Raw genomic sequence first — 22,802 nt, 5'->3', positions numbered from 1 at the left:
AAGAAGTCGGATTACGGCGCTTTGGCAACGGCGGCGGGTGGGGTCCAGATCACGTCCTTGATGCTCAAGGGTTTGGGGATCAATTTGAGTTGGTAGAAGCTGTCAGCGATTTTCTGTTGCGCGGCCACCACTTCCGGGGTCAGGAACAACGCACCGTAGCCTTGGCGTTTCACGGAAGTCAGGGTGATATCAGCCGGCAGGCCGAGCAGCGGTGCGACCTGGGCGGTCACTTCTTGCGGATTGGCCTTGGACCATTCACCCACCGCGCGCACTTCTTCCACCAGCGCCTTGATCACTTGCGGATGTTTTTCGGCATAAGGCTTGGTGGCCAGATAGAACTGATGGTTGTCGGCGATACCGGTGCCATCACGCAGGGTGCGGGCTTGCAGTTGCTTCTCGGCGGCAGCCTGGTACGGGTCCCAGATCACCCAGGCGTCGACACTGCCACGCTCGAACGCGGCGCGGGCATCGGCGGGCGGCAGGAATACAGTCTGCACGTCGGTGTATTTCAGGCCCGCGTCTTCCAGGGCGCGCACCAAGAGGTAATGCACGTTGGAGCCTTTATTGAGGACGACTTTCTTGCCCTTGAGGTCTTGCACCGATTTGATCGGCGAATCCTTGGGCACCAGGATCGCTTCACTGGTAGGGGCTGGCGGCTCGTAGGCGACGTAAAGCAGGTCGGCACCGGCCGCCTGGGCGAATACCGGTGGGGTTTCACCGGTCACGCCGAAGTCGATGGAGCCGACGTTCAGCCCTTCCAGCAACTGCGGGCCACCAGGAAACTCGGTCCATTGCACCTGCACGCCCTGCTCGGCCAAGCGCTTTTCCAGCGAGCCCTTGGCCTTGAGCAGCACCAGGGTGCCGTATTTCTGATAACCGATCCGCAAGGTTTCGGCCGCTTGAACTTGAACAATGGCGCCGAAGGACACAGCCGCAGCAAACAGTGCGACCAGACCACGACGCAAGATGACAGTGCGCATGGCGCTCTCCAAATATGCGATGAGGGTGTTGGCTGCACCTGCTTGGCCGTTGGCGGCTGAGTAAGGTGAGTGTTTCTAAATCAGCGCGAAGCTCAAATGCTCCAGCGAGCACTCAACAAACGTTCATTCAACACATGAGGGTCAAGGGGTTTCGGCCGGCGGGCCATGGCGCTGTAGAACTGCTCCAGGGCCTCGCTCAAGCGTTGCTCGAGGATCGGCACCAGTTGCGCCTGGGCGCTGCCTTCCCCGTAAGCGATCTGGCTGTCTTCGGCAAAAATCCCGTGGAGCAATTCCTGGGCTTTCAGCGCCGACAGCACCGGTTTCAAGGCGTAATCCACCGCGAGCATGTGGGCAATGCTGCCGCCGGTGGCCATCGGCAATACCACTTTGTGGGCCAGGGCGCGTTCGGGCAGCAGGTCGAGCAGGGTTTTCAGCGCTCCGGAAAACGAGGCCTTGTACACCGGCGTGGCGATCACCAGGCCGTCGGCGTTGGCCACTTGTTGCAGCAGGTCGATGACTTTCGGGCTGTCGAAACGCGCGTGTAGCAAGTCTTCGGCCGGGAAGTCCCGTATCTGATAACTCACCACCTCCACACCCTGCTGCTGCAACCAGCGCCGGGAATGCTCCAGCAAAACCCCGGAGCGGGAGCGTTGGCTGGGACTGCCACCAAGTGTTACGACCAGCATGTAGGAAATTCCTTGAGCAAGTGTCGGCGGTTCGCTATGTGGCGATGGCGCCAAGATGGAACAGACCATATCAGTCAATTTATATATCTATAAATCTCATTTTTTCATTTGTTTATTCTTTAAATGAATATACAAAAACATAATCGCCGGGCGAAAAAAAAGGCCGTCGAAACGGCCTGAAAACCCCTGCTTTGTGATTCAGTTTGCAACTTAAGCCCGGCTCCCACAGGGGAATGCGGTCAACTGTGGGAGCCGGGCTTGCCCGCGATAGCGGTATCAGCCTTAACGATTCGGTTGAGGCGTCAGCCGCAGATACGGCTTCACCGCCCGATACCCTTTCGGAAAGCGCTTCTTGATCTCTTCCTCGTCCTTGAGCGACGGCACAATCACCACCTCATCACCGTCCTGCCAGTTGGCCGGGGTGGCGACTTTGTAGTTGTCGGTCAGCTGCAGCGAGTCGATGACCCGCAGGATTTCGTGGAAGTTGCGGCCGGTGCTGGCCGGGTAGGTGATGGTCAGGCGCACCTTCTTGTTCGGATCGATCACGAACAGGGAGCGTACGGTGAGGGTGTCGTTGGCGTTCGGGTGGATCAGGTCGTACAGGTCGGAAACCTTGCGATCGGCATCGGCCAGGATCGGAAAGTTGACCACGGTGTTCTGGGTTTCGTTGATGTCTTCGATCCACTTGTGGTGCGAATCCACCGGGTCTACCGAGAGGGCGATGGCCTTGACGCCGCGTTTGGCGAATTCGTCCTTGAGCTTGGCGGTGAAGCCAAGCTCAGTGGTGCACACCGGGGTGAAGTCCGCCGGGTGAGAAAACAGCACACCCCAGCTATCGCCCAGCCACTCGTGGAAACGAATCTTGCCGGCGCTGGAATCCTGTTCAAAGTCGGGGGCGATGTCGCCCAATCGTAGGCTCATGGTGTGGCTCCTGATGGGTGCTTATGGAGCCCACTGTGCCTGCATACCGGATTATTTAAAAAGAATAAATATCGATTTATTTAGACGATAAAGGAATATTAAAAATGTGTTCACTGGACCTGGGAACGAGCGAGGATCAACATCCACTTCAAGGTTCGAGAAGGCCTTGAGACGCTGTAAAAAGAGGATTCAGGAAGGGCTTGCGGGGGTTGAGCCCGACTTGAAAAGCAAGACACCTTGCCCGGCATTGCGCCGGGCAAGGTTTACAGTCTTACAACAGCGGGATCGAGTAGCTGACGATCAGGCGGTTTTCGTCCTGGGAACGAGTGTTCGCCAGGTCGGTACGCCACATCGCGTTTTTCCAGGCTACGCCCAGGTTTTTCAACGGGCCTTCTGGAACAACGTAAGCCAGGGTCAGGTCACGTTCCCATTCGCTTTTGCTGCCGACGGAAGTGTCGATGTTGTTGCCTTTGAGGTAGATCACACCGGCGGTCAGGCCAGGTACGCCAATCTTGGCGAAGTCATAGGCGTAGCGAGCTTGCCAGGTACGTTCGCCAGCACGGGCAAACTTCTGGATCTGCATGTCGGTGGTGGTGCTGTTCGACGAACCGTCACCCTGGTTCAGCCAAGGGAAATCGCTGTCACCCTTGGTGTACTGATAGCCAGCGCCGAAGGTGTGACCTTCAACCGAGTACAGAGCCAGGTAGCTGTACAGGTCGTTGTCGACCTTGCCCTTGGTGACTTTGTTGCCGTAGTAACCGGTGGTGTAGTAACCAGCAGTGTCACCGTTGGCACCGTTGTCACGGCTGCGGTAGTAGCGCAAGTCGCTTTTCAGGACGCCAGGACCGATAGCCCAGTTGTGGACCAGGCCCAGGAAGTTCTGCGAGTAGAAGTCCTTCAGCTCACCGAAGTAGTACGACGCGGTCAGGTCTTTGGTGACTTTATAGTCAGCACCCGCGTAGTAGAACTTGTTGACGAAGTTACCGGCATCGTAGTTGGAGCCGCCGTTGGCGCCCGCCAGCGACAGGCCTTCGTTGTTGCTGGAGTTACGGCCTTTGGCGTGCTCGATCTGACCAACAACCAGAGACAGGTCCTTGATCTCGTTCGAGGTGATCTGGCCGCCCTGGAAGGTTTGTGGCAACAGACGACCGTCGTTGGTCTTGATGACCGGGTTGTTCGGTTGCAGGGTGCCGATTTTCAGCTCGGTCTGGGAAATCTTGACCTTACCGGTCAGACCCAGGCTGGCGTAGTCTGGAACTGCACCTTTATTGCCGTCGCTTGGGAAGATCGTGCCGCCGGAAGCCGAACCGCTTGCGTTGCCGCTCTTGGCAGGGCTGGAATCCAGACGCACGCCGTACAGGCCGATAGCATCAACACCGAACTGAACAGTACCTTGGGTGTAACCCGAGATGAAACGCAGATCGAAGCCTTGGCCCCACTCTTCGTTCTTGTTCGCACCAGTACCGTCACGGTTGTCAGTGTTGATATAGAAGTTACGCAGACCCAGAGTGGCCTTACTGTCTTCGATAAAACCAGCGGCGCCTGCCTGCTGGGCGATTGCCCCTACAGCCACAGCCAACGCCAATGTGGACTTCTTCATGTACCGCTCCTCTCATTTCTAATTTTTGTGTTTCTTGGTCTCGGGTCTGACGCCCTTGATCCACAGATGCGCGATTAGCGCCAGATAGTGACTGACAAGTCAATCGTAACCTTGTGTGTCTACTACCTTCGTCTAATCGCAGTTATTGGGTCCTTGCAGGGTAATGAGTTTTTCATACACCCAAAAAGACTTATTTCATCCTTTTTCATACGATCCAGGAATATCACTTTCCATGGGGCGGGCGGTCCGAGAAGGGAAGTGCCGCTCCATAAGCTAATTCCTAAAGGGTATTTGCTGGCCTTTTTTTAGATCGTTTAGTGTTGACATAAAGGTTCATACGTCACTCACGATCAAAAAGGCGACGCCATCATGGCCAAACGGATATCCTCCCGTCAATTTGTTACAGTTTTTGTATCGCTAGCGCTTTCCTTCAGCATCCAGGCGGCCAACCTTACGATTGGCTATCAAACTGGCATCGACCCCAGCAAAGTGCCCCAGGCAGACGGCCTGTACGAAAAAACCATCGGCCAAAAGATCGACTGGCGTCGTTTCAACAGCGGCCCCGACGTCGTGACCGCCATTGCCTCCGGCGATGTACAAATCGGCAACCTGGGCTCCAGCCCTCTCGCAGCGGCGGCCTCACGTAACTTGCCGATCGTGGCGTTTATCGTATCGGCACAGATCAATGCTTCTGAAGCATTGGTGGTGCGCAACGGCAGCGGCATCGACAAACCCGAAGACCTGATCGGCAAAACCATCGCCACACCGTTTGTCTCGACCTCTCATTACAGCCTGCTCGGGGCCTTGAAGCATTGGGGCCTGGACACCTCGAAAGTCAAAGTCGTGAACCTGCAACCGGCAGAAATTGCCGCCGCCTGGAAACGTGGGGATATTGACGGCGCCTTTGTGTGGTCGCCCGCCCTGGGAGAGATCCGCAAGACCGGCAAGACCCTGACAGATGCGGCCCAAGTGGGTCAGTGGGGCGCGCCGACCTTTGAGGTGTGGGTCGCACGCAAGGACTTCGCCGAAAAACATCCTGACGTAGTGGCCAAGTTTGCCAAGGTCACCCTGGATTCCTTTGCCGACTATGCGGCCCATAAATCCAGCTGGACGGCAGATTCAGTACCCGTGCAGAAAATCGCCAAACTGACAGGCGCCAATGCGGCTGACATTCCTGAGTTGCTGGCCGGCTCTGACTTTCCCAATGCACAGGCGCAACAAACCGATGCCTTGCTCAACGGCGGCACAGCGAAGGCGGTTGGGGAAACGGCGAAGTTTTTGAAGGAACAAGGGAAGGTGGAGACAGTGCTGCCGGACTATTCGGCGTATGTGACGGGGAAATTTATTAGCGAGTAAACCTGGCACACCGCAAACAATACGGTGGGAGCGGCGGTGCAACGATTCGACTTGCTCGCGATAGCGGCGGGTCAGCCACCCAATAAAGTGACTGACGCACTGCTATCGCTGGCAAGCCAGCTCCCACATTAGATCTACGGCGTATCGAAGATCAGGCTTACAACGCCTTCTCGAAGATCTTCGAATTACGCTGAAAGTTGTACAGCGAGGCCCGCGCTGACGGCAGCCGGTCCACGCTGCTGGGCACAAAGCCCCGCTCGCGGAACCAGTGGGCTGTACGGGTGGTGAGGACGAACAACGTCTTCAAACCCTGTGCCCGGGCGCGGGTTTCGATGCGCTCCAGCAACTCATCACCCCGGCCGCCATGACGGTACTCCGGATTGACCGCCAGGCAAGCCAGCTCACCAGCGTCCGAGTCGGCAATCTGATACAGCGCCGCACAGGCGATGATCATCCCCTCACGCTCAACCACACTGAACTGCTCGATTTCCCGCTCCAGCACTTCCCGGGAACGGCGCACCAGAATGCCCTGCTCTTCCAGCGGGCTGATCAAGTCCAGCAAGCCGCCGACGTCTTCAATCGCGGCTTCACGCACCAGTTCAAACTGTTCCTGGGCCACCAGCGTACCGCCACCGTCACGGGTAAACAGTTCGGTGAGCAGTGCGCCATCTTCGACATAGCTGACGATATGGCTGCGCCCTACTCCGCCACGGCAAGCTTCGGCCGCTGCGTCGAGCAGTTCCGCCTGATAGTTGTTGCCCAAGCGCTGCAGATGCGCCGGCACTTGCTGCGGCCGCAGTTCACGCACCAGACGGCCGTTCTCGTCGATCAGGCCCAGGTCAGCACCAAACAGCAACAGCTTGTCCGCGCCCAGGTCGATGGCGGCACGGGTAGCGACGTCTTCACAAGCCAGGTTGAAGATTTCTCCGGTGGGCGAGTAACCCAGTGGCGACAACAGCACGATGGAGCGTTCGTCCAACAGGCGATTGATGCCCTTGCGGTCAACCCGACGCACTTCGCCGGTGTGGTGATAGTCGACGCCCTCCAGCACACCGATGGGACGCGCGGTCACCAGATTGCCGCTGGCCACCCGCAGGCGCGAGCCCTGCATCGGCGACGAGGCCATGTCCATGGAAAGCCGCGCTTCGATAGCGATACGCAGATGGCCGACCGCGTCGATTACACACTCCAGGGTCGCAGCATCAGTGATGCGCAGGCCTTCGTGGTAATGCGGGGTCAGGCCGCGGGCGGCGAGGCGGGTTTCGATTTGCGGACGCGAACCATGGACCAGCACCAGCCGCACACCAAGGCTGTGGAGCAGCACCAGGTCATGGACGATGTTGCCGAAGTTCGGATGATCCACACCGTCGCCCGGCAGCATGACCACAAAGGTGCAGTCGCGGTGGGCATTGATGTAGGGCGAAGCGTGACGAAGCCAATTGACGTATTCGGGCATAAAACCTGGGCCTGTAATAAAAAGCAGCCGATAGAGGATGAATCGTGAAAACGCACAGCGGGCTGATGGTTATCGTCGGAACAGGCTTGGCGACACGCTCGCTCTCCTTTATGTACGGATGGGCCGTGGTTAATTTATGCAGGTTTCAGGCAGTAATGCTCAATCAGTTCCCGCAATAGACGCACTGTAGGCGTCAAGCGTGACATTTCAAGGTACTCGCCAGGCTGGTGGGCGCAGGCGATATCGCCAGGGCCAAGCACCAGGGTTTCGCAACCAAGGCGCTGAAGATAAGGCGCTTCGGTGCCAAACGCTACTGCTTCGGCACGATGGCCGGTGAGTCGTTCCGCAACCCGCACCAGTTCTGCATCTTCGGCCTGCTCAAAGGGCGGCACTTCCGGGAACAGCGGCGCGTAGTCGATCTTCACCTGATGGCGCTCGGCCAAGGGTTCAAGCTTCTGCCGGATGGCCGCGCGCAGCACCTGGGGATCCATACCGGGCAAGGGCCGCAGGTCGAACTCCAGGGAGCACTGGCCACAAATACGGTTGGGGTTGTCACCACCGTGGATACAACCGAAGTTCATGGTCGGCTGGGGCACGCTGAATTGCGGATTGCGGTATTCCCGCTGCCAGGCCAGGCGCAAGCCTCGCAGTTCGCCGATGGCATCGTGCATGGCCTCCAGCGCGCTGTGGCCCAGGCTCGGGTCCGACGAATGGCCGCTTTGCCCGAGGATGTCGATGCGCTCCATCATCACGCCCTTGTGCAGGCGAATCGGCTTGAGGCCGGTGGGTTCACCGATCACTGCCGCACGGCCCAATGGGCGACCGGCCTCGGCCAGCGCACGGGCGCCGGCCATGGAGCTTTCTTCGTCGCAGGTGGCGAGGATCAACAAGGGTTGCTTGAAGGGTTGGTCCAGCAACGGCTGTACGGCTTCGATCACCAAGGCGAAAAAGCCCTTCATGTCGCAACTGCCCAGTCCTACCCAACGGCCGTCTACTTCCGTCAACTTGAGCGGATCGGTCTGCCACAGGGCGCCGTCGTAAGGCACGGTATCGCTATGCCCGGCGAGCACCAGGCCGCCAGGGCCAGTGCCGAAGCTGGCGAGCAGGTTGAATTTTCCGGGGCTGACCTGCTGGATGTCGCAGGCAAAGCCCAGATCCCCCAGCCATGTGGCGAGCAAATCAATCACCGGACGGTTGGATTGATCGAGAGACGCCTGGGTGCAACTGACCGAAGGCGCGGCAATCAGCGCGGCAAACTGCTCTTTCATGGACGGTAACGGCATGCGCGGTCTCTCAACTTCCACAGATGAAACCCATCATAGAGCTATCTGCGCCGCACAATAAACCGTTGCGGCGCGTTGCCCGGCTCAGTCCTGTACACTGCACGACCTTGGCAGCCACACATTTCCCCGGCTGCGCTCCCGATCCTGGATTTTCCGGCCATGCAGAAAGAAACCGAAATCAAGCTCCGCGTCAGCCGCGAAACCCTCGCCGCGCTGCGTGAGCACCCGTTACTGAAAAAACGCAACAAAAGTGGCTGGGAACGCCGTGAGTTGATGAACCAGTACTTCGACACCCCTGAGCGCGACCTCGCCCAGGCCAAAGTGGCCCTGCGCCTGCGCAAAGACGGCGACGAAGTGATCCAGACCCTCAAGACCCGTGGCCACAGCGTCGCCGGCTTGTCGGAACGTAATGAGTACGACTGGAAACTGCCCAAAGCCAAGCTCGACGTGAAGAAACTCGACGGCGAATGCTGGCCCGAGCAACTGGCCGAGCTGGACAAGAAAACCCTCAAGCCAATCTTCACCACCGATTTCGTTCGCGAGCGCGCCGAAATTGCCTGGGGCCGCGGCAAGGCCAAAGTGGTGATCGAAGCCGCCCTGGACCTGGGCCAGGTGATCGCCGGCAAGCAAAAAGAAGAAATCTGCGAGCTGGAACTGGAGCTGCGTGAAGGCGACCCGGCCGCACTGCTGGAACTGGCCGCTGAATTGGCGGCGACCCTGGCACTGATGCCCTGCGATATCAGCAAGGCTGAGCGCGGCTACCGCCTGTTCGACGCCAACAGCTACTCCCTGAGCCTGCCAGCGCCGGTGCTGCATGCCGAAATGCCGCTGGACGATGTCTTCGCCGCCCTGACCTGGCACTTGCTGGGCAGCAGCCAGCGCCTGGCTGAACAGTACCGTTTCAATGGCCACTGGCGCCTGTTGCAGGACTGGGTGGAAAACCTCGGTGAACTGCGCGCCTTGATCGGCAGCCTCGGCCAGGCTGCCCCGCGTCAATCCACCAGTGACCTGCGTGCGGCGCTGGATGCCCTGCTGGAAGACTGGCGTCCGTTGGTCCAGGCCGGTGACGACGACGAAGACATACGCAAAGCCGCGCCGGAACAGTTCGCCGAAGAACTGGAAGACGTGCGCTGGGGCCTGTTCTCCCTGAACCTCTCGCGCTGGCTGCTGGCTCGTACCTGGACCGCCAACCGCAACGTGCGCGGCAACCGTCAGGGCGCAGCACAAATCACCAACTGGCTGCCACGCCTGCTGGCCGACGAAGCAGTCGCCCTGCAACTGCCGCGTTACCAGCAACAGCCGGAAGACCTGGCTGAGCAACTGCCGCGCATCGAACGCATCCAGGCGTGGCTGCACCATGCGCGCCAGGTGGTGGACATCCCGGAACTGGATCGCCTGTATGGCGAGCTGAACAAATTGGCGCTATTGGCCAACCAGCCGATTACCGATGAGTCGCTGGATGCACGTATGCATCAGGCGATTGCGGTGTATCAGAACCGGGCGTGGAAGATGTTGCTGCGTCTGTAAAACCGTCATCGCGGGCAAGCCCGCTCCCACATTGGATGGTATACACCAGACCTGTGTGGGAGCGGGCTTGCCCGCGATGGGGCCAATACCAACACCGCAAAACCTACCCGCGCATCACCGGCAAACTGGTCGTCGACTTGATCTCCGACAGCGCCACGATGGAGTTGACCTCCTGAATCCCCGGTACCATCGATAGCTTCTCGAAGAAAAACCGCTCATACGCCTCAATGTCCGACGTGACAATCCGCAACAAGAAATCCACCGCGCCCATCAGCACATAACACTCCAGTACTTCCGGAAAACCCCGAATCGCCTCGGTGAACTCGGTAAAGTTGGAGCGTCCGTGGGCATTGAGTTTGACCTCGGCAAAAATCTGCGTATTCAGGCCAATCTTCTTGCGATCCAGCAACGTCACCTGGCCACGAATCACCCCCTCCTCCTTGAGCCGCTGAATCCGCCGCCAGCACGGTGACTGCGACAGGCCAACCTGTTCGGCGATCTGCGCGCTGGAAAGGGAAGCGTCTTCCTGCAACAACGCCAGGATGCGTCGATCGTACACGTCCAGCTCACTGTGCATAAAAATACCTTTAACTATGACCTATACGAATTTATTGATTCGTTTATCGGCTTATTTTGCCAATCTTAGATAAGAAATCTCCCGAGGCGAATGTAAAAATTTCCCCAGTCGAATCCGGAGAGTCTTCATGCACGCAGTCGAAGCCAGCAGCCCCGCCCCTCGCGTCGACGCCTGGGCCGTCAATAGTGCTCATTGCCAAGTCCACTATCAGATCCTCGCAGAAGCAGAACCTGACGTGTTGTGTCGGGTGCTCAACTATTTCGCCCTGCAATTCCTCGTCCCGAGGGAAGTGAATGTGCTGCGCGAAGATGACGTGCTGGCGATCGATATCGTGATAGACGTCTTGAGCTGGCACCGGGCCCAGGTGATCGGTGAAAAACTTCGTAACCTGATCAGCGTTTGCTCGCTGGAACTGCGACCGACTGAATTGGCGCGGCCTCAGGCCGTGCAAGCTGCCAGTCAGTAAAAGCCTGCAATAAACCCCTGGAGGGCGATGTTCAAGACATGACTAGGCTGGGGACTACGCCTAAACGTTGCCCAGGAAAGCCTCCATGTCCGTTGCCCCAAACCCTCAGGATCACCTGCTGGAACTCGATCAGCTGTTGCCGGCTCTGGTCGATCAGGGGCTGATACCTACCGATGTGGCGCAACGCTTATCGAGCACGACGACGAACAACGCGCTACATCCCTTGGAATGCATCGCCTGCCAGGGGTTATCCCTGGAAACCCTGACCGAATGGCTCGCTCGCCACGTTGGCCAGCCCTACCTGCGGATTGACCCGTTAAAGATCGACGTGGCGACCGTGGTGCCGTTGATGTCCTACGCCTTTGCCCAACGCCACGGGATTCTCGCGGTGGCGGTGGATGCCGATACCGTTACCGTCGCCAGCGCCCAGCCTCATGTGAGTAGCTGGGAAGCGGGGCTGGCCCACGTCTTGAGGCGCTCGATCAGGCGAGTGGTGGCCAACCCCCAGGCCATTGCACGTTGCACCGTGGCGTTTTACCGGCTGGCAAAATCAGTAAGCGGCGCCTCCAGTGCGGATCAACCAAGCCCTGCTTCCACTATCGAACAGTTACTCAACCTCGGCGCCAGCGACCAGGAGCCCGACGCCAACGACGCGCACATCGTCAATATCGTCGACTGGCTGCTGCAATATGCATTCGGCCAGCGTGCCAGTGATATTCATATCGAGCCTTGTCGCGATCAGGGCCGTGTGCGTTTTCGCATCGACGGCCTGCTCCACGACGTCTATCAATTCCCAGCCCACGTGACGATGGCAGTGGTCAGCCGCCTGAAAAGCCTGGGGCGTATGAACGTCGCCGAAAAACGCAAACCCCAGGACGGCCGGGTGAAGACCAAAAGCCCCGCGGGTGGTGAAGTCGAGCTGCGGCTCTCGACCCTGCCCACCGCATTTGGCGAAAAACTGGTGATGCGGATTTTCGACCCTCAGGTGTTGCACAAAGACTTTCAGCAACTGGGGCTTTCCAGCGACGATGTGCAGCGCTGGCAAGCTATGACCTGCCAAACCAACGGCATCATTCTGGTAACCGGCCCTACCGGCTCGGGCAAGACCAGCACCCTCTACACCACCTTGAAGCAGCTGGCGACCCGAGAGATCAACCTGTGCACGGTCGAGGACCCGATCGAAATGGTAGAACCCGCCTTCAACCAGATGCAGGTCCAGCACAACATCGACCTGACCTTTGCCAGCGGCATCCGCGCGCTGATGCGCCAGGACCCGGACATCATCATGATCGGTGAAATCCGTGATCGGGAGACCGCCGAAATGGCTATCCAGGCGGCGCTCACCGGGCACCTGGTGATATCGACCCTGCACACCAACGACGCGCCAAGCGCCATCAGTCGACTGCTGGAGCTGGGTGTTCCTCACTACCTGATCAAGGCTACGTTGCTAGGGGTCATGGCCCAGCGACTGGTGCGCTTGCTCTGCCCTCACTGCAAAAGCCATGTGGCGTTGGCGGATGGCGACTGGCAAGCCTTGAACCAATCCTGGCCCCGCTCCAGACCTGAAGGAATCTATCAGGCCCGTGGCTGCCCGGAATGCCGGGAAAGTGGTTATCACGGACGCGCCGGGGTCTACGAAATCATGTTGATGAAGGATGACATCAAGGCATTGATCTGCGCCGATACCGATGTGCAGGCATTGCGACGTGCGGCGCTGAAGGAGGGTATGTGCAGCCTGCGACTGTCGGGGGCGTACAAGGTGGCGGCAGGACTGACGACACTGGAGGAGGTATTGCGGGTGACGCCACCGAGCGATGCGCGATGACGAGGATTGTTCAAGGGCTCAGTACCGACCACTCAAGCACTCCGACCTCGCTGTTGGCCTTGATCGCCAAAAACGTCCCGTCACTGCGTTGCTGCAAGATGGAGCGTCCACTGGCAACCGTCTCACCCGTGCGCTCGTTGCGTGCAACGCCTGCGCCCGAAGGTGAAAAGAGCAGGACACCCGACGCGCTACCACGCAGTTGGGTCCCTTCGGGGTAATGCCACTCACCGACATTCGCCGGCGCAGCCAGCAAACCGTCCCAGCGTTTGGGTGTCCGTTGCACATCAAGGTCCAGGCTGAGATAAGCCAAGCGGAGCCCATCCACCGCGAGCATCTCGTCATCCTCTGCATGCAAGGTCCAGCCTCTGCTGCTGCGCATGACCCGCGTACCGGTCGGCCAGTCGATACCCGATATCCGCACCGCTGTTGCCAGCTCACATTGGGCAAAGCGCCACCGATCAGGCTGCAACATCGTCTCCTGCTCACGGTTGAACGACACCCACTGGCCTGCAGCACAGCGCCAACCGTCAAGCGTCTGCTCCTGGCTGAGCCGCAAACGCGAAGAGTAGTAACCCGGCATCAAATCAATGGCCGTCACTTGCAGGCCACGAACTTCGATTGGCTGCGCAAGCTCGGCCAGTTTCAGGCTTTGCAAACCATGAGGCTGGGGTCGGCCCTGCCAGTCGAGCGGCTCCAGGGTTTCCAGTTGCACCTGACTGCCTGCCGGAAAGTAAAAATCTCCCAGTTGCAGGTCCTGCTCCAATCGCGGATTCAGCGCCTGATGATCCTGCTCGATTTGCGCGCTGATCCGCTGATCCTCCAGCACCATCAGCCCGCCAAACCCCACGAATACCAGCGCCAGCAGCATCAATATCCCGTAGCGCCATGGATGCCCCAAAACATGCCTGCGCGAACGAAGGAACAGCAACGCCACCAGCAACGCTGACAAACCGGCCAGCGCAAGCGCTGCCAGCAACATCAGCACACCTATTAGCAGGATGACCGAAGGATCAGGACCAAAGATCATGAACGCACGCCGTACAAGGGGTGAGGGATATTCCGAGGGTTTGCCAAACTACCACGAGTCACGCAATCCCTTGCCTGTTCGCCGAGTAAACCGTTCTTTCTCAGGCAAGCCCGTTACAATCATCCTAACCTCGTTTTATCGTCACCATCAGATAGGGAATCGTTATGCAGATCGGAACCGTACTGCTGCTTTTCATAGGTTTGGCCGCAGCCATCCTCTTCATGGGCTTCAAGGTGGTCCCACAGGGCTACCAGTGGACGGTGGAGCGCTTCGGTCGCTACACCAACACTCTCAAGCCGGGCTTGAACATCATCATCCCGGTCATGGACCGTATTGGTCGCAAGATCAACGTGATGGAAAGCGTGCTGGATATTCCACCCCAGGAAGTCATCACCGCCGACAACGCCACTGTGCAAATCGATGCCGTGTGCTTCTTCCAGGTGGTGAACACCGCCCAGGCTGCCTACGAGGTGAACAACCTCGAACACGCCATCCGCAACCTGCTGCAAACCAACATCCGTACCGTGCTCGGCTCCATGGAACTGGATGCGATGCTCAGCCAGCGTGATGGCATCAACGAAAAACTGCTGCGCACCGTCGACGAAGCGACCGCACCATGGGGCATCAAGATCACCCGGATCGAGATCAAGGACATCAGCCCGCCTGCGGACCTGATGGCTGCCATGTCCGGCCAGATGAAGGCCGAGCGGATCAAGCGTGCGCAGATCCTGGAAGCCGAAGGCCTGCGGGCATCGGCCATCCTGACCGCCGAAGGCAAGAAGCAGGCGCAGATTCTTGAAGCTGAGGGTGGTCGTCAGGCCGCCTTCCTGGAATCCGAAGCCCGTGAGCGCCAGGCCGAAGCAGAGGCCCGGGCTACCCAAGTAGTGTCGCAAGCCATCGCCACCGGTAATGTTCAGGCCATCAACTACTTCGTCGCGCAGAAATACATCGACGCACTCGGCAAGCTGGCCTCGGCCAACAACAGCAAAGTGATCCTGATGCCGCTGGAAGCCAGCCAAGTGATCGGGGCTGTCGGCGGTATTGGCGAGATCGTCAAGGCGACCTTCGACAACAAGAAAGCCTGAGGCACGCGCCATGTGGGAATTCCTGCAGCACCTGTCGTTCTGGGACTGGCTGGCATTGGGCACGGTGCTGCTCATCCTTGAAATATTCGGCGCCGGTGGCTACCTGTTGTGGATGGGCATCGCGGCCGCCGCCGTGGGTGTGCTCAAGTTCCTGATTCCGGGGCTTGGGCTGGAGTGGCAATTGTTGCTGTTCGCCGTGCTGTCGATCCTGACCGCCGTGTACTGGTGGAAACGCCAGCGCAGCAGCGCCAAGGTCAGCGACCAGCCAGGATTGAACATGCGTGGTTCGGAGCTGGTCGGGCGCACCTTTATGGTGCATCAAGCGATCATTGAGGGTCGAGGCAAGATCAAAGTCGGCGATGGCGTGTGGATCGTTACAGGCCCTGATACGCCTGTAGGGGCACAAGTGCGGGTCACTGGTCAGAATGGCGTAATATTGCAGGTTGAAACTGTTTAGTCAGGCATGGAACTAGGCTGGGCTATCTATAATCAAACCGTTCAGATAACCCAGTCGGAGTCACCCATCATGCGTCTCAAATATGCTGTCGCCACGCTCGCCGTGCTATCCCTTCCTGTCGGTTCAGCCATGGCCGACAGCTTCTGGCGGAATGTCATCTCGTCGGGCGCCACCACCGGCTCGACCTACCTGACCTTCAAGGACCACAAATTGGTGGTCGCCGCCCAAGACGACGCCGGCAGCTTCGTTGCCAGCGACGGCGGCATCCGTGGCCCGTACCTGGAGGCCGCCATGCAGAAGGTCCGTGCCGATAACCCTGGCCTGAAAGCCACGGATATGGAGCTGGCCAACGCCATCCTGGCGAAAAATGCCATTGCTTCCGAGTAACACCGCCCGCTGAAAAATGCCGCTTCCAGAAGCGGCATTTTTTTGCCCGCACGGTGACGATTCGTTCACAGGTGACAGGCTATATTCAGTCGGCTCGTGCAATTATGCCCAGCCTTGATATGATTTTTCCTCATCGTCTATCTGAAACGGATGCCCACATCGTCATGAGCCAACTGCCTTTTCTGCCGTTTTCCAAACCTACCATTGATGAAGCCACCATCTCGGCGGTCGGTGATGTGCTGCGTTCCGGCTGGATCACCAGCGGGCCGAAAGTGCAGGCGTTCGAAGCGCAGTTGTCGGAATATTTTGGCGGCCGGCCAGTACGCACCTTCAACTCCGGTACCTGCACCATGGAGATTGCCTTGCGCATCGCCGGTGTCGGCCCGGGCGATGAAGTCATCACCACACCGATTTCCTGGGTTGCCACGGCTAACGTGATTCTCGAAGTAGGCGCCACGCCGGTATTTGCCGATATCGATCCGGTGACCCGCAATATCGACCTGGCCCAGGTAGAAGCGGCTATCACCCCGCGTACCAAAGCGATCATTCCGGTATTCCTGGCTGGCCTGCCTCTGGACATGCCGATGCTCTACGCATTGGCCAACAAACACGGCCTGCGCATCGTCGAAGATGCCGCCCAGGCGCTGGGGTCCACTTGGGATGGCGAGCGTATCGGTGCCACCGGCGACTTCGTGTCGTTCAGCTTCCAGGCCAACAAGAACGTCACGTCCTCCGAAGGCGGCTGCCTGGTGTTGAACAACGCTGAAGAAGCGCGCCTGGCGGAGAAGTATCGCCTGCAAGGCGTTACCCGTACCGGTTTCGACGGCCTGGACGTGGACGTCCTGGGCGGCAAGTTCAACATGACAGACATTGCCGCGGCCATCGGACTGGGCCAGTTTGCCCACATCAAGGAAATCACCGCCCATCGCCAGGAGCTGGCCCAGCATTATTTCGAGTGCTTCGGCAGCGACTTTGAAGAGAAGTACGGTGCGCAACTGCCACCGGCTGACTTCGAAAACAGCAACTGGCACCTGTTCCAGTTGGTGTTGCCGGAACGTCAGGATGGCCTACCGGCACGCGCTACCTTTATGGAACAGATGCAGGCCCATGGCGTAGGCATTGGCTATCACTACCCGCCGATCCACCTGCTGAGCCTCTATCGGGCACAGGGGTTCAAGGAAGGCATGTTCCCGGTTTCGGAAAAAGTGGGGCGTTTGATCGTATCGTTGCCGATGTTCACGGCGATGACGAAAGCGGATGTAGAGCGTTCGGTAGCGGCGGTAAAAGCGGTATTGAAGCGCTGATCAAACTTTTGCGGGAGCCGATTGCCAGCTCCCGCAGCAGGATCACTCGCCGATGGCAGCCTTGTAACCGGCAGCGTCCAGCAGTTTTTCCAGATCAGCCGGGTTGCTTGGCTTGAGCTTGAAGATCCAGGCACCGTAAGGGTCGGAATTCAACAGCTCTGGCTCGCCGCCCAAGGCGTCGTTCACTGCGATCACTTCGCCAGCAATTGGCGAGTAGATATCCGAAGCGGCTTTCACTGATTCAACCACACCCGCCTGCTGAGTCGCCTCAAACACGTTGCCGACTTCGGTCAACTCAACGAACACCACATCACCCAAAGCCTCTTGGGCATGGTCCGAAATCCCGACGGTAACAGTGCCGTCAGCTTCCAAACGTGCCCATTCGTGGCTTTCGGCAAAACGCAGGTCGGCAGGGATATCGCTCATAATCTGTGTCCTCAAGAAGTAATGTCAGCGGCCATTGGCCCGCCGGAAAAGTTAGATCAAGGTTTTGCCATGGCGCACGAAGGTCGGTTTGACCACTCGAACCGGGTACCACTTGCCGCGGATTTCCACTTCGGCCCGATCGGCAGTCGCCATCGGTACGCGCGCCAAGGCAATGGATTTGCTTAGCGTAGGAGAGAAACTACCACTGGTGATCTCTCCTTCGCCAACATTGGCGATACGAACCACCTGATGAGCGCGTAAAACCCCGCGTTCTTCCAGCACCAGCCCTACCAGCTTGAGCTTCACACCCGCCGCCCGCTCGGCTTCCAGGGCAGCACGGCCAATGAAGACGCGACTGGCAGGTTCCCAAGCGATGCTCCAGGCCATGTTGGCGGCCAGAGGCGATACTGCCTGGTGAATATCCTGGCCATAAAGGTTCATGCCAGCTTCAAGACGCAAGGTATCGCGAGCGCCAAGGCCAATGGGAGAGATGCCCGCTCCAACCAGATCGTTGAAGAACGCCGGGGCCTGATCCGCCGGCAAGACGATTTCCAGGCCATCCTCGCCGGTGTAACCGGTACGGGCAATAAACCAGTCGCCGTCGGCCTGGCCTTCAAAGGGTTTGAGCTGGTGGATCAAGGTGCCGCGAGACTGGGTCACCAGTTCGGCGATCTTTTGCCGGGCATGAGGGCCTTGAATAGCGAGCATGGCCAACTCGGGCCGCTCGTGCAGTTGCACCTGATAGCTATCGAGCTGGGCCTGCATCCAGGCCATGTCCTGGTCGCGGGTGGCGGCGTTGACCACCAGCCGATAACCGTCCTCGGTGCGATAGACAATCATGTCGTCCACGACCCCACCCTGCTCGTTGAGCATGGCGCTGTACAACGCACGACCGCAGCCGTGCAGACGGTCAACATCATTGGCCAGCAAATGCTGGAGCCATTCCTTGGCCTGGAGGCCTGTGACATCGATCACGGTCATATGAGATACATCGAACACGCCGCAGTCACGTCGCACCTGATGGTGCTCTTCAACTTGCGAGCCGTAGTGCAGAGGCATATCCCAACCGCCAAAATCGACCATTTTCGCGCCGAGGGCGAGATGCAGGTCATACAGAGGCGTACGCTGTCCCATGGGTTTCTCCTTCCGGGCGTGGCGAAGGTGCGGACGGTTGCCGTTCGGGCCGCGCACCTTGAAATACAAGGTTTGCAACCGCGCTCAGTCACCGGATCTGAAAGATCGACCGCACCGAATGCCGCGCATTGTAGCCGCAAGCCGTAGGACTGGCACCTAACCGATGCGTCGAGCCGAGCGTCGGATCAACCCGATGACCGGCAGCAGCCCCACCAACACCAAGGTCAGCGCGGGCAGGGAGGCCCTTGCCCACTCCCCTTCGCTGGTCATTTCAAAAATTCGAACTGCCAGTGTGTCCCAGCCGAACGGGCGCATCAGCAGGGTGGCGGGCATTTCCTTGAGCACATCGACGAATACCAGCAGCGCCGCGCTCAAGGTCCCGGGCAGCAACAACGGCAGATACACTTTGAAAAACAGTCGTGGACCACTCACCCCCAGACTGCGGGCCGCTTCCGGCAAGGAAGGCCGGATGCGCGCCAGGCTGTTTTCCAGCGGACCGTAGGCCACCGCCATAAACCGCACCAGATAAGCCAGCAAGAGCGCCGACAGGCTGCCCAACAGCAAGGGCTTACCCGTACCACCCAACCATCCCGACAGCGGAATCACCAGCTCACGATCCAGGTAACTGAACGCCAGCATGATCGATACCGCCAACACTGAACCCGGCAACGCATAACCGACGTTGGCCAGACTGATCCCGGAGCGAACGGCCCGGGTAGGCGACAGTCGATGGGCAAATGCCAGCAACATAGCCACGCTAACGGTAATCAAGGCAGCCATGGCGCCCAGGTACAGCGTGTGAACGATCAAACCGGCGTAACGCTCGTCCAGGTCGAACCGCCCACGCTGCCAGAACCAGGCCATTAATTGCAGCATCGGAATCACAAAGGCGCAGGCAAAGACCAAGCCACACCAACCACTGGCCGCAGCCGCCTTGAACCCACGCAAGTGATACAGCGCCTTGCCGCGCGGTCGCTCATTGCTGGGCCGACTGGCGCCCCGTGCGCGACGTTCGCCATACAGCACCAGCATCACGACCAGCAGCAACAAGCTCGCCAGCTGCGCTGCGCTGGAGAGACTGAAAAAGCCATACCATGTCTTGTAGATGGCCGTGGTGAAGGTGTCGAAATTGAACACCGACACTGCCCCGAAGTCCGCCAGGGTCTCCATCAACGCCAGTGCCACACCGGCACCGATGGCTGGACGCGCCATGGGCAGGGCCACGCGCCAGAACGCTTGCCACGGCGACTGCCCCAACACCCGCGCCGCTTCCATCAAACCCTTGCCCTGGGCCAGAAACGCCGTACGTGCCAGCAGGTAGACGTAGGGGTAGAACACCAGCACCAACACGATGATCACACCGCTGGTGGACCGTACACGGGGCAGACGCAGCCCGCTGCCAAGCCATTCGCGCATCAGGGTTTGCACCGGCCCGGAGAAGTCCAACAAGCCGACAAAGACAAACGCCAGGACATAGGCAGGAATAGCAAAAGGCAGCATCAACGCCCAGTCCAGCCAGCGTCGGCCGGGGAATTCGCAGAGGCTGGTCAACCAGGCCAGGCTGACGCCCAGCACGGTAACGCCAACGCCAACGCCCAACACCAGGGTCAGGGTGTTGCCCAGCAGGCGCGGCATCTGGGTGTCCCACAGGTGGGACCAGATCTGTTGGTCGATGGTTTGCCAGGACAACAACAGGACGCTCAGCGGCAGCAGCACCAGGGCGGCGGCGGTGAAGACCGGCAGGTACCAGCGGCGTTGAGCGGGGTGGGCCAAGGAAAGACTCTCTGGGGGGCAGGTATTTTGAGACCGCCGCAAAACGGTGTGGGAGCTGGCTTGTGTGGGAGCGGGCTTGCTCGCGAATACGGAGTGTCAGTCAAATATGTATCAACTGACCCACCGCTTTCGCGAGCAAGCCCGCTCCCACACAAGCCCACTCCCACATTTAGATCTGCGGCGTATTACAGATTGTATTTAGTTCCAGCCAGCCCGATCCATCAGGCGAATGGCCTCGGCCTGACGCTTACCCGCCACTTCCACCGGCAGGGTGTCTGCCACAAACTTGCCCCAGGTGGCCACTTCAGCCGACGGCGGTACCGCCGGGTTGGCCGGGAATTCCTGGTTCACGTCGGCAAAGATCTGCTGCGCTTCAGGCGTGGTCATCCACTCCACCAGGGCCTTGGCCGCCTCCGGGTGCGGCGCATGTTTGGTCAGGCCAATGCCCGACAGGTTAACGTGCACGCCACGGTCGCCCTGGTTCGGCCAGAACAGTTTCACCGCCAGGTCAGGCTTCTGCTTGTGCAGGCGGCCGTAGTAGTAGGTGTTGACGATGCCGACATCGCACTGCCCGGCGTTGATCGCCTCCAGTACCGCGATGTCATCGGAGAACACGTCGGTGGACAGGTTGTTGACCCAACCCTTGACGATTTCTTCGGTCTTGGCCGCGCCGTGGGTTTCGATCAGCGTGGCGGTCAGCGACTGGTTGTAGACCTTCTTCGCCGTGCGCAGGCACAGACGGCCTTCCCATTGCTTGTCAGCCAGAGCCTCGTAGGTGGTCAGGTCGCCCGGCTTCACACGTGCGGTGGAATAGGCGATGGTCCGCGCCCGCAGGCTCAAACCGGTCCAGGCATGGGCCGATGAGCGATATTGCAGGGGGATATTGGCGTCGATCACCTTGGAGGTGAACGGTTGCAGGATGCCCATTTGCTCGGCTTGCCAGAGGTTGCCGGCGTCGACGGTGAGCAGCAGGTCGGCGGTGGCGTTTTCACCTTCGGCCTTGATGCGCTGCATCAGCGGCGCTTCCTTGTCGGTGATGAACTTCACCTGCACACCGGTCTTCTTGGTGTAGGCGTCAAACACCGGCTTGATCAGTTCATCGATGCGCGAGGAGTAGACCACGACTTCGTCGGCCGCCTGTACGGTGGTGGTGCCGATGAGGGTGAGTGCCAGGGCAGTCAGGAGGCGCTTGGGTGCCAACATGGGTGCGGTCTCTCGTAGCGAAGTGAGCGCAAATGATAAGGACTCACATTTGCCTTCTCAACTGAACACTTGGCGCAGAGGTTACGAGATGTTGCACAGCCGCTTCAGGCCTTGGCCAGCGCCGGTAAATCCCCGGTCAAACCCAACGCTTGGCGTACAAACAGCGCCTTGACTTCGGGCATTTGATCCACCCTCTTCAACCCGGCATTACGCAACCAGCGCAATGGCAGTTGATCGGCCTGGAACAAGCGCTCGAACCCTTCCATCGCCGCCATCAACCCCAGGTTGTGAGGCATGCGCCGACGCTCATAGCGACTGAGCACCTTCACATCCGCCAGACGCTCGCTCCGCTCGTTGGCCTGCAACAGCACCTCCGCCAGCACCGCAGCATCGAGGAAGCCCAGGTTCACACCTTGCCCCGCCAGCGGGTGGATGACGTGAGCCGCGTCGCCGATCAACGCCAGGCCTTCGGCCACATAACGTTTGGCGTGACGTTGGCGCAAGGGCACGCACAGCCGTGGGTCAGCATTCAGCACACTGCCCAGGCGGCCTTCAAAGGCTCGCTCCAATTCACGGCAGAAGCTTTCATCGTCCAACGCCATCAGGCGTTCGGACTCACTGGGCGTGGTCGACCAGACAATCGAACACCAGTCCTGCTGCCCGTCTCGTTCCAGTGGCAGAAATGCCAATGGCCCATGATCGGTAAAACGCTGCCAGGCCGTCTTCTGATGCGGCTGGCTGCAGCGCACGCTGGTGACAATGGCGTTATGCAAATAATCCCACTCTCGGGTCACCGTGCCGGTGAGGCGGCGCACTGCTGAATTGGCGCCATCGGCGGCGATCACCAATGGTGCGCGCAACGTCCGGCCATCGGCCAGGGTCAGCAGCCAGTCATCGCCGGAGCGGCGCATCTGCTCCAGACGTGCATTGGCCAACAGCCCCAGGTCGCAATCATGCAGGCGGTCGAGCAAGGCGTCCTGAACCACACGGTTTTCGACGATATGCCCCAACACCTCGGCATGTACGCTGGCCGCTGAAAAGTGGATCTGCCCGGTGCCGCTGCCATCCCACACCTGCATCTCGCCATAAGGGCTGGCACGGCGACCGATGATGCCGTCCCATACGCCAAGGCGTTCGAGGATGCGTTGGCTGGCCGCCGACAAGGCACTCACCCGCGGTTCGAACGGTGCATCAGTGTCGAACGGCTTGACGCTCAATGGGCTGCCGTCGAGCAGTAACACCTGCAGGCCACTGCCCTGCAATGCCAGCGCCAGTGCGCTTCCGACCATTCCGGCCCCGACAATCAGCAGATCTGCGCGCATGTCCATG

Annotated in this window: 21 protein-coding genes; 8 read left to right on the top strand and 13 right to left on the bottom strand. The window is 59.3% G+C overall.

The genetic code is table 11. The annotated features are described in order from the left end of the window. Positions 1-11: 11 nt before the first annotated feature. From GNF76_RS13470 to GNF76_RS13455, 4 genes are all read right to left on the bottom strand, one after another. Positions 12-980, bottom strand: a complete 969-nt coding sequence (locus GNF76_RS13470; RefSeq protein ID WP_155583642.1) for a sulfonate ABC transporter substrate-binding protein — start codon at positions 978-980, stop codon at positions 12-14. Between the two features lie 92 nt (positions 981-1,072). After that, entirely contained in the window at positions 1,073-1,666 is a 594-nt protein-coding gene (gene ssuE, locus GNF76_RS13465) for an NADPH-dependent FMN reductase (RefSeq protein ID WP_155583641.1), read from the bottom strand. A 282-nt stretch (positions 1,667-1,948) separates the two neighbouring features. Next, a complete protein-coding gene (locus tag GNF76_RS13460; RefSeq protein ID WP_155583640.1) occupies positions 1,949-2,587 on the bottom strand; it encodes a peroxiredoxin in 639 nt (212 codons plus the stop codon). A gap of 271 nt (positions 2,588-2,858) precedes the next feature. Beyond that, a complete protein-coding gene (locus GNF76_RS13455) occupies positions 2,859-4,187 on the bottom strand; it encodes an OprD family porin (RefSeq protein WP_155583639.1) in 1,329 nt (442 codons plus the stop codon). A 369-nt stretch (positions 4,188-4,556) separates the two neighbouring features. On the opposite strand from GNF76_RS13455, the gene tauA reads away from it, so the two are divergent. After that, positions 4,557-5,543, top strand: coding sequence for a taurine ABC transporter substrate-binding protein (tauA, locus tag GNF76_RS13450; RefSeq protein WP_155583638.1), 987 nt, complete (start codon positions 4,557-4,559; stop codon positions 5,541-5,543). Between the two features lie 157 nt (positions 5,544-5,700). Here tauA and argA read toward each other — a convergent pair whose 3' ends face one another. Beyond that, positions 5,701-6,999: an amino-acid N-acetyltransferase gene (argA, locus tag GNF76_RS13445; protein ID WP_155583637.1), complete on the bottom strand. Its 1,299-nt coding sequence runs from the start codon at positions 6,997-6,999 to the stop codon at positions 5,701-5,703. A 134-nt stretch (positions 7,000-7,133) separates the two neighbouring features. Further along, positions 7,134-8,282, bottom strand: coding sequence for an acetylornithine deacetylase (gene argE / locus GNF76_RS13440; protein ID WP_155583636.1), 1,149 nt, complete (start codon positions 8,280-8,282; stop codon positions 7,134-7,136). Positions 8,283-8,441: 159 nt separating this feature from the next. Between argE and GNF76_RS13435 the strand changes: the two genes are divergently transcribed. Then, positions 8,442-9,809, top strand: coding sequence for a CYTH domain-containing protein (locus tag GNF76_RS13435; RefSeq protein WP_155583635.1), 1,368 nt, complete (start codon positions 8,442-8,444; stop codon positions 9,807-9,809). Positions 9,810-9,912: 103 nt separating this feature from the next. On the opposite strand, the gene GNF76_RS13430 is transcribed toward GNF76_RS13435, so the two are convergent. Next, entirely contained in the window at positions 9,913-10,386 is a 474-nt protein-coding gene (locus tag GNF76_RS13430) for an Lrp/AsnC family transcriptional regulator (protein ID WP_155583634.1), read from the bottom strand. Positions 10,387-10,513: 127 nt separating this feature from the next. On the opposite strand from GNF76_RS13430, the gene GNF76_RS13425 reads away from it, so the two are divergent. Together GNF76_RS13425 and tfpB are read left to right on the top strand one after the other, a co-directional pair. Further along, positions 10,514-10,852 carry a hypothetical protein gene (locus GNF76_RS13425; protein ID WP_155583633.1) on the top strand — a complete coding sequence of 113 codons (339 nt, stop codon included), beginning with the start codon at positions 10,514-10,516 and terminating at the stop codon, positions 10,850-10,852. Between the two features lie 85 nt (positions 10,853-10,937). Continuing rightward, a complete protein-coding gene (gene tfpB, locus GNF76_RS13420; protein ID WP_155583632.1) occupies positions 10,938-12,677 on the top strand; it encodes a type IV pilus assembly ATPase TfpB in 1,740 nt (579 codons plus the stop codon). 10 nt (positions 12,678-12,687) lie between these two features. Here the strand turns inward: tfpB and GNF76_RS13415 are convergent, their stop codons facing one another. Next, the gene (locus GNF76_RS13415) at positions 12,688-13,704 is read right to left on the bottom strand and encodes a hypothetical protein (protein WP_155583631.1); all 1,017 of its coding nucleotides are present in this window, start codon (positions 13,702-13,704) and stop codon (positions 12,688-12,690) included. Positions 13,705-13,868: 164 nt separating this feature from the next. Here GNF76_RS13415 and GNF76_RS13410 point away from each other — a divergent pair, with 164 nt between their 5' ends. From GNF76_RS13410 to GNF76_RS13395, 4 genes are all read left to right on the top strand, one after another. Further along, positions 13,869-14,789, top strand: a complete 921-nt coding sequence (locus tag GNF76_RS13410) for an SPFH domain-containing protein (RefSeq protein ID WP_155583630.1) — start codon at positions 13,869-13,871, stop codon at positions 14,787-14,789. Positions 14,790-14,799: 10 nt separating this feature from the next. Further along, positions 14,800-15,246 (top strand): NfeD family protein, encoded by a 447-nt coding sequence (locus GNF76_RS13405; RefSeq protein WP_155583629.1) that lies wholly within the window; start codon positions 14,800-14,802, stop codon positions 15,244-15,246. 69 nt (positions 15,247-15,315) lie between these two features. Beyond that, positions 15,316-15,633 carry a DUF2388 domain-containing protein gene (locus GNF76_RS13400; protein WP_041161049.1) on the top strand — a complete coding sequence of 106 codons (318 nt, stop codon included), beginning with the start codon at positions 15,316-15,318 and terminating at the stop codon, positions 15,631-15,633. 164 nt (positions 15,634-15,797) lie between these two features. Continuing rightward, positions 15,798-16,937 carry a DegT/DnrJ/EryC1/StrS family aminotransferase gene (locus GNF76_RS13395; RefSeq protein WP_155583628.1) on the top strand — a complete coding sequence of 380 codons (1,140 nt, stop codon included), beginning with the start codon at positions 15,798-15,800 and terminating at the stop codon, positions 16,935-16,937. A gap of 42 nt (positions 16,938-16,979) precedes the next feature. On the opposite strand, the gene gcvH is transcribed toward GNF76_RS13395, so the two are convergent. From gcvH to GNF76_RS13370, 5 genes are all read right to left on the bottom strand, one after another. Next, positions 16,980-17,363, bottom strand: coding sequence for a glycine cleavage system protein GcvH (gcvH, locus tag GNF76_RS13390; protein ID WP_088422155.1), 384 nt, complete (start codon positions 17,361-17,363; stop codon positions 16,980-16,982). A 51-nt stretch (positions 17,364-17,414) separates the two neighbouring features. Next, complete coding sequence (gene gcvT, locus GNF76_RS13385; RefSeq protein ID WP_155583627.1) at positions 17,415-18,497, bottom strand: glycine cleavage system aminomethyltransferase GcvT; 1,083 nt, start codon at positions 18,495-18,497, stop codon at positions 17,415-17,417. 156 nt (positions 18,498-18,653) lie between these two features. Beyond that, positions 18,654-20,270, bottom strand: a complete 1,617-nt coding sequence (locus GNF76_RS13380; protein ID WP_155583626.1) for an ABC transporter permease — start codon at positions 20,268-20,270, stop codon at positions 18,654-18,656. A gap of 198 nt (positions 20,271-20,468) precedes the next feature. Beyond that, entirely contained in the window at positions 20,469-21,473 is a 1,005-nt protein-coding gene (locus tag GNF76_RS13375) for an extracellular solute-binding protein (protein ID WP_155583625.1), read from the bottom strand. A gap of 104 nt (positions 21,474-21,577) precedes the next feature. Next, complete coding sequence (locus GNF76_RS13370; protein WP_178123335.1) at positions 21,578-22,795, bottom strand: 2-octaprenyl-3-methyl-6-methoxy-1,4-benzoquinol hydroxylase; 1,218 nt, start codon at positions 22,793-22,795, stop codon at positions 21,578-21,580. Positions 22,796-22,802: the final 7 nt, after the last annotated feature.

This window comes from Pseudomonas spelaei, from assembly GCF_009724245.1.
Classification (GTDB): Bacteria; Pseudomonadota; Gammaproteobacteria; order Pseudomonadales; family Pseudomonadaceae; genus Aquipseudomonas; species Aquipseudomonas spelaei.
The sequence above is the reverse complement of the archived record's forward strand: the minus strand, read 5'-3'. Positions and strand labels throughout refer to the sequence as shown.